This window comes from Streptomyces sp. NRRL B-24085, assembly GCF_001282115.1.
GTDB lineage: Bacteria > Actinomycetota > Actinomycetes > Streptomycetales > Streptomycetaceae > Streptomyces.
This window is the reverse complement of record NZ_LJBR01000420.1, coordinates 1-10,802: the sequence shown is the minus strand read 5'-3', so window position 1 is coordinate 10,802 and position 10,802 is coordinate 1. Positions and strand designations below refer to the sequence as shown.

Here is a 10,802-nt window from a genome sequence, read left to right as displayed (position 1 = left end):
GACGGCGCGCCCGTCCCCGTCGACGGCGACGTCCTGCCCGCCCCGCCCCGCTGGACCGACGGCGAACGGCTCCTGCTCGCGGTGGACGGCCGGTTCCGCCTGGTCGACCCCGAGACTCCCGCGGCGGGGGAGGAGATCCCCTTCACGGCCGCCATGCCCGTCGAACGGCCCCGCTACCGCGGCAAGGCGTACGATTTCGAGGGCACCGGCGTCCGGCGCGTGCGCTCTCTGCACCTGCCCGCCCTCTCGCCCGACGGCCGCAGCCTCGCCTTCGCCGCCCTCAACTCCCTGTGGACCGCCGGAACTTCGGGCGGGCGTCGGCCCCGGAAGATCCTCCAGGTCCCGCCCACCCGCTATGTGTCGGGGCCGGTCTGGACGCCTGACGGCACCGGGCTCCTGTACGCCGACGACCGCGACGGACTGTTCACCGTGCGGCGCCGCGACCTCGACTCCGGCGAGGAGACCGTGCTCGCCGACGGCGGCCGGGTCTTCCCCGCCCTCTCGCCCGACGGGACCCGTCTCGCCTGCCTGGACATGACCGGCAACCTGGTCGTGCGGGACCTGCCCGACGGCGGGGAACGGATCCTCGCCGCCCCGCTCGGCTCGGGCGGTCTGCCCGGCCGCCCGAGCTGGTCCCCCGACGGGCGGTACGTCGCCCTGTGCGACCGCAACCGGCTCAACCAGCGCTTCCGGGAGGGCTACAACCTCATCCGGGTCGTCGACACCACCACCGGCACCGCCGCCCTGCACGCCCTCGCCCCGCACACCTCGCTGTCCGACCGCTACGACTCGGGCCCGGTCTGGTCGCCGGACGGCCGCTGGATGGCCGTCGTCGCCGAGTCCGCCCTGTGGCTGCTCCCGGTCCGCTCGGACGGCACACCCGACGGGAAGCCGCGCCGCCTCACCACCGAGCCCGCCGACCACCCCTCCTGGTCGGCCGACGCCCGCACCCTGCTCTACCTCTCCGCGGGCACCCTCCGCCTGCTCGACGTCCGCAGCGGCAAGTCCCGTACCGTCACAGTGCCGTTGGACTACCGGCGGCCCCGCCCCGCCGACACCCTCGTGCACGCCGGACGGTTCTGGGACGGCACCGGACCCGACGTCCGCGAGGACGTCGACCTGCTGATCCGTGACGCCCGGATCGCGGAGGTCTCCCCGCACCGCGCCGGGCGGCCGGCCGCCCGCAGGGTCGACGCGAGCGAGCGCACCGTGCTCCCCGGCCTGTGGGACGCCCACACCCACCCCTGGCAGAGCACCTACGGCGGACGGCAGACCGCGCTCCAGCTCGCCTACGGCATCACCACCGCCGTCTCCCTGGGCGGCTTCGCCTACGAGCAGGCCCGCATCCGCGAGGCGGTCGCCGCCGGCACGCTCGCCGGACCACGGCTGCTGACCACCGGCGAACTGCTCGACGGGAGCCGTGTCGCCTACAGCATGGGCCGCGCCCACCGCACCCCCGAGGGACTGCGGCGCTCACTGGCACGCGGGGCGGCGCTGGACTGGGACTTCGTGAAGACGTACGTCCGCGCCCCGGGCTGGGTGATGAAGGAGGCCGCCAACTTCGCGCACGAGAGGCTCGGGGTGCGCAGCGGCAGCCACCTCTGCACACCCGGGGTGCAGCTCGGCCAGGACCTGACGACCCATCTTCAGGCCACGCAACGGCTGGAGTTCGGGCACGCCACCTCCGCCACGGGCCGCGCCTACCAGGACGTCCACGAGATCTACACCGAGGCGGGCTTCCACCTGATCGCCACCCCGTTCACGGCACTCGCCCTGCTCGGCGCGGACCCCGCGCTCGCCGAGGACCGCCGGGTCACCACGCTGATGCCGCCGTGGGACACCGCGCTGGTCCGTCAGCAGGCCGGGCAGCCACCCACGGCAGCACAACTAGCCACGCTGGAACGCGAGTTGGCCGTCTACCGGCGCATCCTCGCCGACGGCGGTCTCGTCGCGCTCGGCACCGACCAGCCGCTCGTGCCGGTCGGACTCCACCTCCACCTCGCCCTGCGCGCGCTGCACCGCGGCGGTCTCTCGCCGGCCGAGACCCTGCGCACCGCCACCCTGCTGCCCGCCCGCGTGTTCGGCGCGGAAGCCGACCTCGGCACGCTGGAGGAGGGCAAGCTCGCCGACCTCACGGTCGTGGACGGCGATCCCTTCACCGACTTCGACACCCTGATCCGCACGGTGGCGGTACTGCGCGGGGGTGTGCCCTTCGAGCAGGCGGACCTCGTGGCCGCCTTCGGCTCCGGGGCGCGCACCGGCACCTCCTCCGGAGCGTCGACCGACTCCGACTGGCTGGAGGTGAGCCGGCAGCTGCGGCGTGAGGGGTGCTGCGATCCGGGGACCGCGCTGTGAGAGAGGCACGGTGACACCGGACCGACCTTGCACGCCCGGAGAGGCACGGTGACACCGGACCGACGCCTGCACGACCCCGGGGCCCGGGATCTGACGTGTCCGACTCCTGCGGGGCGCCTTCCGTCGGCTGTCGCCCCTCAGCCGGTCCCACGGCACGACCTCCCGCCTGCCGTGGGACCTCGGTGAGAGGGCGTACGCGGCCGTGCTGCGCGCGGCCCGACCCCGTACGGGCCTGCTGCCGTACCTCCACCCGGCCGCCGCAGAAGCGGTCCGCACCGCCGCGCCGCTCACCCGGCCCACGGCCCTGGACCACCCCGACCGCCCCGACGCCCACGCGGCCGGCCTCCAATGCCTGCCGGGCCCGGATGCCCCTGTCCACCGCACCCCTGTGGAACATGTGCCGGGGCGCACGTTCCGTGAGCGGCGCGTCGCACACCGCCCCGGTGCTGTGCGCCGACTGTTTGGGACGTCCCGGAAGTGGGACTCTGGGACGGGAGAGGCATCCGCCGAGGGGACCCGGGAGGCCCCGATGGGACGTGACGTGCCGGCCCTGGTGTTCACGCGGGAGGACCGCCGACGCTACCGGGACAAGATGCACACCTGCCTCGACGTCCTCGCGCAGATGCTGCGCGAGTCCGGGTTCGAGAGCGAGCGGCCGCAGGTCGGACTGGAGATCGAGCTCAACCTGGTCGGCGAGGACGGGCTCCCGGCGATGCGGAACACCGAGGTGCTCCAGGCCATCGCCGACCCCGCCTGGTCGAGCGAGCTGGGCCGCTTCAACCTGGAGATCAACATCCCGCCCCGGCGCCTCCTGTCCGGCGGCCCCGGCTCCTGGGAGCAGGAGATCCGCGACGCCCTCAACCACGCCGAGCAACGCGCCGCGGCGGTCGGCGCGCACCTCATCATGGTGGGCATCCTGCCGACGTTGAGAGAGTCGGACGTGGGCGAGACCGCCCTGTCCGGCGATCCGCGCTACCGGCTGCTCAACGAACAGATCTTCGCGGCCCGCGGCGAGGACCTGCGCATCAAGGTGGACGGCGTGGAACGGCTCGCGATGTACGCCGACGCCATCACCCCCGAGGCGGCCTGCACCAGCACGCAGTTCCATCTCCAGGTCGCCCCCAAGGAGTTCGCCGACTACTGGAACGCGGCCCAGGCCGTCGCGGGCGTGCAGATCGCCCTCGCGGCCAACTCGCCCTTCCTCTTCGGCAAGGAGCTGTGGCGCGAGACCCGCATCCCCCTCTTCGAGCAGGCCACCGACACCCGCCCCCAGGAGATCAAGGCACAGGGCGTACGGCCCCGGGTGTGGTTCGGGGAGCGCTGGATCACCAGCGTCTTCGACCTGTTCGAGGAGAACGTCCGCTACTTCCCGGCCCTCCTGCCGATCTGCGACGAGGAGGACCCGCAGGAGGCCCTGGACGGCGGCGGGGTCCCCGAACTCGGCGAACTGACCCTGCACAACGGCACGATCTACCGCTGGAACCGCCCGATCTACGCCGTCACCGACAGCGGCCCGCACCTGCGCATCGAGAACCGGGTGCTGCCCGCAGGACCCACGGTGGCCGACATCATCGCCAACGGCGCCTTCTACTACGGCCTGACCCGCGCCCTCGTCGACGAGGACCGGCCGGTGTGGACGCGAATGTCCTTCTCGGTCGCCGAGGAGAACCTGCACACCGCCGCCCGCGACGGCATCGACGCCCGCCTGTACTGGCCCGGCGTGGGCGAAGTGCCGGTCACCGAACTGGTGTTGCGGCGACTGCTGCCCCTCGCCCACCGGGGCCTGGAACTGGCCGGCATGGACGCGGAGTGGCGTGAGTCGCTGCTCGGCGTCGTCGAGCAGCGGTGCGTCACCGCCCGCAACGGCGCGCTGTGGCAGGCGGACATGGTCCACCACCTGGAGAAGTCGGGCGCCGGCGACCGCCAGGAGGCGCTGCGGCGGATGACGATGACGTACATGGACTACATGCACCTCAACGCACCCGCCCACACCTGGCCCGTGGACTGATCAGCGCCACTCCTCCGCGGACGTCAACGGCACCGGATCCGGCCTCTCGACCGACGTCGACAGCTCGATCCGCCGCCCCTCGGCCGACGAGCGCAGCAGTGCGGTCATCGTCTCCAGTACGTGCAGGGCGAGTTCACCGCTCGCGCGCGGTGCCCGCCGCCCGTCGGCGGCGACGAAGTCGAGCAGACCGACGCCCCGGGCGGCCCCGACGTACCCGGCCGAGGGCGGGATCGTGCGCCACTGCTCCGCGCCGAGTTCGAGGAGCCGTACCTCGCCGTCGAAGTGGTTGGGGTCGGGGACCGTGAGGGTGCCCCGGTCGCCGTGCACCTCGATCGGCGCGGCCGTGGTGGCGACCCCGTCGAAGCTCGTCGTGATCGTCGTCAGGGCCCCGCCCTCGTGCTCCAGGACCCCGGACACATGGCTGTCCACCTCGACCGGTATCCGCTCGCCCGCGCGCGGGCCGGACCCGATGACCCGCTCGGTGCGGAGCCGGCTGGACGCCCCGGTCACGGCACGCACCGGACCCAGCAGGTGCACCAGGGAGGAGAGGTAGTAGGGCCCCATGTCCAGCAGGGGGCCGCCACCGGCCGTGTAGTAGAAGTCCGGGTGCGGATGCCACCGTTCGTGGCCCGGGGTGACCATGGCGGCCGTGGCGAACAGCGGGCGGCCGACGGCTCCGGCCTCCACCGCCGCCCGTGCCGTCTGTACGCCGGTGCCCAGGACGGTGTCCGGCGCGCATCCCACCCCGACCGCCGCCTTGTCCGCCGCCTCCAGCACGGCGCGGGCGTCGGCCAGTTCGGCGGCCAGCGGCTTCTCGCCGTAGACGTTCTTGCCGTGGCCGACGGCACCGAGGGCGATCTCGGCGTGCGCCGCCGGGACGGTCAGGTTCAGCACCGTGTCGACGTCCGGGCTGCCCAGCAGTTCCGCGACCGACAGCGCTCGGACGCCCGGCAGTTCGGCGGCGACGGCGGCCGAGCGGGAGGCGTCCAGGTCGGCGACGGCCGTGACGCGCACGGCGGAGCGGCCGACGAGCGTGTCCAGGTAGGCGCGGGAGATGACACCGAGACCTACGACGCCGATGCGGTGCGGGTCGCCCACAGCATGCCCCTCTCTATGACGGTACGGACGGCGGGGTGTTCAAGGACGTCGAGGCTGTGCCCGGGAGTCGTCACCACGACACGTCCTGCCCCCCACCTGCGGGTCCAGACCGCCGGTGAGGTGACCGGACGGTGCCAGGGCTGCCACGGCCGGGCGGGATGGGTGGTGGTGGCGAGGACGTCGATGAGGTCGTCGTGGAGCACCCAGTACTGCTCGGTGTGCAGTTCGAAGTCCTCGACGCCCTCGGTCACCGGGTGTTCGCGGCCGAGGTCGGTGAGGTTGATCGTGTGCGGCAGGAAGTTGTCCTCTTCGCCGCCCCGCCGCTCGCACGGCTCCTTGCCGGGATGGGTCGCGAACTGGCCGCCCACCAGGTGGAGATAGTCGGAACAGGCGCGGAACGAGTCGGCGATCCCGCCGTGCCAGCCGGTGAGGCCGGTACCGGCCACCACGGCCGCGCTCAGTCCCGCCACCTGCTCGGCGGTGATCTCGGACATGGTCACGCACTGCACGACGAGGTCGGTGGCGGCCATCTCGTCGGCGTCGGCGTAGACGTCGGTCGTCTCCTCGATCCGGACGTCGTAGCCGTTGCTCTCCAGGAAGGGCAGGAACAGCTCCGTGGCCTTGACCGGCTGGTGTCCCTCCCAGCCGCCTCGGACCACCAGGGCTTTCTTCCGTGTCATCTTGTTCCTTCGCGGGCCGGGACAGGTTTCCTGGGTGAGATCCCCCGGGCGGGTCGGAGGAAATCCCCGTTCCGGCATCCGTCCCGGGCACGAACGGCCGGACCGGGGACGGGATTTCGACAATCCCGGCGTTGGTATGGACCTGTCAATCGTCAGTGGCTAGGCTCTGCCGGGCCACACTGAGAGCGCTCTCAGAGAACACTGCCATCCCGTTGAACGACGAAGGGCAATCTCCATGAGACGCACCCGAATCATGCGCGCGGGCCTCGCCGTGCTGCTTCTGATCGGCGCCGGCGCGGCCGCGGGCACGGTGCCCGCCACCGCCGACGAGAAGGCGCCCGCCTCCGCAGGCCTCCTCACCGCGATGCAGCGGGACCTCGGCCTGTCGCCCCAGGAGGCCGTGACGAGGCTGGCCGCCGAGCGCAAGGCCACGGCACTCGAACCCAAGGTCCGCCGGGCCGCGGGCGCCTCCTACGGCGGTTCCTGGTTCGACGCCGCCAAGGGCACGCTGACCGTCGCCGTCACCCCCGGCATCTCCGACACCGCCCTCCGCGAGATACGCGCCACCGGCGCCACGGTCCGCACCGCCGCCCACAGCGCCCGCGAACTCTCCGCCACCCAGGCCCGCCTGGACGCGCTCCCCGCACCGGACGCCGTGAGCAGTTGGCACGTCGACCCGAAGGCCGCCACGGTCGTGGTGAACGTCGTCAGCGGACGGGAGCGTGACAACGATGTCCGGAAGTTCGTCGCACGGGCCAGGGCGGCAGGCCCCGTGACCGTGCGGGAGGTGGCCGCCGCGCCGACCACCTTCGCCGCCGGAACCGTCGGCGGCGACCCGTACTACACCGGCAACGTCCGCTGTTCCATCGGCTTCTCGGTCCACGGAGGCTTCGTCACCGCCGGCCACTGCGACCAGCACACCGGCAGCGTCTACGGCTGGGACCGCAGCTACGTCGGCAACTTCCAGGGCTCGTCGTTCCCGGAGAACGACTACGCCTGGGTCAACGTGGGCAGCGGCTGGTGGACCGTCCCGGTCGTGCTCGGCTGGGGCACCGTCTCCGACCAGCTCGTGCGCGGCTCGAACGTGGCCCCCGTCGGCGCCTCGATCTGCCGCTCGGGCTCGACGACCCACTGGCACTGCGGCACGGTCCTCGCCATGAACGAGACCGTCAACTACAGCCAGGGCGCGGTGCGCCAGATGACCAAGACCAGCGTCTGCGCCGAACCCGGCGACTCCGGCGGCTCGTTCATCAGCGGCGACCAGGCCCAGGGCGTCACCTCCGGCGGCTGGGGCAACTGCTCCAGCGGCGGCGAGACCTGGTTCCAGCCGGTCAACGAGATCCTGAACCGGTACGGGTTGACCCTGCACACGGCCTGAGCGCCTGTTCGGGCCCGGCCTGCGGGCCGGGCCCGTCAGGTGACGTCGGCCACCGAGAAGACCCCCGGGCCGCTGACCCCGTACAGGACGTTCCCCACCAGGAGCGGGGGCACCGCGCTCGGTGACAGTTCCTCGAAGGAGCGGCCCGCCGTGTCGAAGGACGGGGCGGTGCGGCCGATCTCCTTGCCGGTCCCCGGGTCGAGGGCCAGCACGCTGGTGTCCGGCATCGTCACGTACAACCGGCCCGCGTGGTACGAGGGTTCGCTGAAGACGCGCAGGTCGCGGGAGCTGGACCACAGCGGCTTGCCGCGCTTGACGTCGAGCGCGAGCAGGGTCTCGTTGCCGTAGTCGAAGATGTACATGGTGTCGCCGTGCACCAGTGGCGGCGCCTCGGGCTCCACGCTCCAGGGGAAGTCGATCCGGCGGGTCCTGCCGCTGCTGAGGTCCTGGACGAAGAAGGCGGCGGACACGCCGGAGTCGTCCTCCCAGCGCGCGTAGTACGCCGTGCCCGCGTGGACCGTCGCCAGCCACAGGTCGCCCTTCGGCGCGTCGACACTGCTCAGAGTCCTGCCGGTGCGCGCGTCGAGGCGGGCGATGCCGCCCTCGCCGCCGCGCAGATCGGCGTAGAGCGTGCCCTCGGGGCCCTCGTGGAAGGGGCTCGACGAGGTGGAGGTCAGCTCGCGCCGCCACAACTCCTTGCCCGTGCGCGGCTCGTAGGCGGCGTAGCGAGCCGTGTCGGACAGGCCCAGCTCGTCCAGGCGGACCACGAGCACACCGCTCAGGTACGTGAACTCGCCCAGCGGGCCCTTCAGATGCCACAGACGCTCGCCGGTCCTGCCGTCGAAGGCGTCGACGCCCTGCGAACGGTCGGCGCTGTACACGAACACCACACCGTCATGGACCACGGGCCCGCGCACCGAGAGACTGCTGACCTGCGCGCGGCTCATGGGCTTGGTCCACTCGACGTCGCCCGTCGCCGGGTCGAGCCGCATCAGGGCGACCTGTCCGGAGGCGCAGAAGACGCCCAGCGCGTCCGGGGTGCACGACGCCCCCAGACCCGACTGCGCGTCCTTCCCGTCCGACCCCAGCGCGTTGTGCCAGGGCCGCCAGCCCGGCGGTGCCGTCCCGCCGGGTGCCGTCGTCCGCGGGGCGAGGGCGTCGAACGCGTCGCCCGAGCCCGCCGGTTCCTCGCCCACCACGGCGACCGCGGCCGCCCCGGCCCCGCCGAGGAGCGCCAGGGCGGCCACGGCGGCCCACAGTCTCCGGCCGCGGCGCCCGCGCCGGACCGGTCCGGCGGCGTCGCCGAGCGGTGAGGTCACCGCGTCCGTCGGCGGCAGCGGCGAGACCGGGGACAGCTCCTGGGCCGGCCGCCCCTCGGGCAGTTCCTCCGGGAGCGCCGCCAGCAGCTCCAGGACCTCGCCGGACGTCGGCCGGTCCGCGGGCTCCTTCGCCAGACAGCGGGAGACCAACGGGCGCAACTGCGCGGGCAGTTCACCGAGCCGCGGCTCGCCGTGCACGGTGTTGTACGCGGCCAGGTAGGCGTTCTCCGCCTCGAAGGGGCTGTGCCCGGTCGCCGCGTACACGAGCACCGCGCCCAGCGAGAACACGTCCACCGCGGACCCGACCTCGTGCGGGCGGCTGAACTGCTCCGGCGCCATGAAGGGCGGTGACCCCATCACCATGCCGGTCTGGGTGCGCACGTCGCTGTCGGCGGCGCGCGAGATGCCGAAGTCGATGACGCGTACGGCGCCGTCGTCACCCTCGCCGTCCAGGAGCAGCACATTGCTCGGCTTGAGGTCCCGGTGCACGACCTGCGCACGGTGGATCTCCCGCAGGGCCTCGGCGAGTTCGGTGCCGAGCCGGCGCAGGGCGGGCCACTCCAGCGGCCCGGACTCGTCGACCAGTTCCGCGAGGGTGCGGCCCGGGACGAACGCGGTGGCCATCCACGGCCGTACCGCCTCCGGGTCCGCGTCCACGACCGGTGCGGTGAACGCTCCGCTGACCCGGCGCGCGGCGGCGATCTCCTGCCGGAACCTGGCCCGGAACTCGGGGTTGTCGGCGTACCGGGTGTGCACGACCTTCACCGCGACGGCCCGTCCCGAGGCCGATCTGCCGAGATAGACGACACCCATGCCGCCGGTCCCGATCCGCGATTCGATCCGGTAGCCACCGACGGACTCCGGATCGTTCTCGCGCAGGGTCACCGTGTCTCCTTCACCGCTTCTGGCCAGGACGGCTGCGGTCCGGACGCTTCTGACAGGGACCCCTCACTCTAGAGGGGCCCCCGTCGCGGGGGACGCCGATCCCCGGCCTGCCGTCCGCCGGGCGCCGCGGTCCCAGGGTTCTCAAGGGGAACGCAAGGGGTCGATCCCGGCACCTGGCCCTATTCTGAGGAGGCATGAAGGGGGCTCGGGGCGGGAGTGCGTTCGGTGAAACACCGGAATCCGAGGGGTCGTTCGGTCCGCTCGTCGTCGCCGGACAGCCGATGTACCTGAGGGCCGCGCAGGTCGAGCTACCCGCGGAGAACCCCGATCCGACCGTGCTGCCCACCGTCACCCTGCTGGGCCGCGGCTGGGGCCCCGGCGGCGACCCCGGTGAACTCCCGCTGCCTCCGGGGCAGTTGCTCGCCGGCCAGTACCGGCTGATCCGGCCGCTCGGCTACGGCGGGATGGGCGAGGTGTACCTCGCGCTCGACACCAAGGTCGACAACCGCGAGGTCGCCATCAAGATGCTGCACCCCGACCAGGCGGCGGCCGCGGCGGGGGCGCTTGCGCGGGAGCGGCGGGCCCTCGTCGACCTCGGCCACGACGACATCATCCGCGTCTTCAACTACGGGCATCACCCGGAGGTCGGCGACTTCCTCGTCCTCCAGTACGTGGACGGGCTCACGCTGGAGGAGGTGCGGGCGCGGGCGCAGCTCAACCCCGCGGAGTTCGGCGACCAGCGCTTCCACGAGTTCGTGCTCGCCTACGGCGTGCGGATCCTGTCCGCCCTCGCGTATCTGCACGCCGACCGGCCCGGCAAGGTCTACGGCGACCTGAAGCCGGACAACGTCATGCACGACGGCACCACGACGAAGATCATCGACGTGGGCAGCGTACGGCCGGCCGGGGCGCCGGGGATGACCACGCCCGGCTTCAGCGCCCCGACCGTGGGCCCGAACGGCGAGTCCAGGCAGCAGGACGACCTCTTCAGCCTGGGCGAAACCCTGCGCCGCCTGAGCGGATTGGGCATGTCGGCGGAGGACCTGGCTCGGTTGGGGGACCTTGGGGTGTTGGGGGAG

Annotated in this window: 7 protein-coding genes; 4 read left to right on the top strand and 3 right to left on the bottom strand. The window is 72.8% G+C overall.

Annotated features, from left to right (window positions below; genetic code table 11):
- Together AOJ26_RS35335 and AOJ26_RS35330 are read left to right on the top strand one after the other, a co-directional pair.
- Positions 1-2,355, top strand: a 2,355-nt coding sequence (locus tag AOJ26_RS35335) for an amidohydrolase family protein (RefSeq protein ID WP_053852452.1), incomplete at its 5' end; no start/stop codon positions are given.
- A 529-nt stretch (positions 2,356-2,884) separates the two neighbouring features.
- The gene (locus AOJ26_RS35330; RefSeq protein ID WP_053852451.1) at positions 2,885-4,363 is read left to right on the top strand and encodes a glutamate-cysteine ligase family protein; all 1,479 of its coding nucleotides are present in this window, start codon (positions 2,885-2,887) and stop codon (positions 4,361-4,363) included.
- Here the strand turns inward: AOJ26_RS35330 and AOJ26_RS35325 are convergent, their stop codons facing one another.
- A complete protein-coding gene (locus AOJ26_RS35325; RefSeq protein WP_053852450.1) occupies positions 4,364-5,461 on the bottom strand; it encodes a Gfo/Idh/MocA family protein in 1,098 nt (365 codons plus the stop codon). It lies immediately after the preceding gene.
- The gene (locus tag AOJ26_RS35320) at positions 5,431-6,141 is read right to left on the bottom strand and encodes a ThuA domain-containing protein (RefSeq protein WP_053852449.1); all 711 of its coding nucleotides are present in this window, start codon (positions 6,139-6,141) and stop codon (positions 5,431-5,433) included. The genes AOJ26_RS35325 and AOJ26_RS35320 overlap by 31 nt, the downstream gene beginning before the upstream one ends.
- Positions 6,142-6,376: 235 nt before the next feature.
- Here AOJ26_RS35320 and AOJ26_RS35315 point away from each other — a divergent pair, with 235 nt between their 5' ends.
- Entirely contained in the window at positions 6,377-7,519 is a 1,143-nt protein-coding gene (locus tag AOJ26_RS35315; protein WP_053852448.1) for a S1 family peptidase, read from the top strand.
- Between the two features lie 35 nt (positions 7,520-7,554).
- On the opposite strand, the gene AOJ26_RS35310 is transcribed toward AOJ26_RS35315, so the two are convergent.
- Entirely contained in the window at positions 7,555-9,723 is a 2,169-nt protein-coding gene (locus tag AOJ26_RS35310; RefSeq protein ID WP_053852447.1) for a serine/threonine-protein kinase, read from the bottom strand.
- 194 nt (positions 9,724-9,917) lie between these two features.
- On the opposite strand from AOJ26_RS35310, the gene AOJ26_RS35305 reads away from it, so the two are divergent.
- The coding region (locus AOJ26_RS35305; RefSeq protein WP_234358755.1) for a protein kinase domain-containing protein at positions 9,918-10,802 on the top strand (885 nt) is incomplete at its 3' end.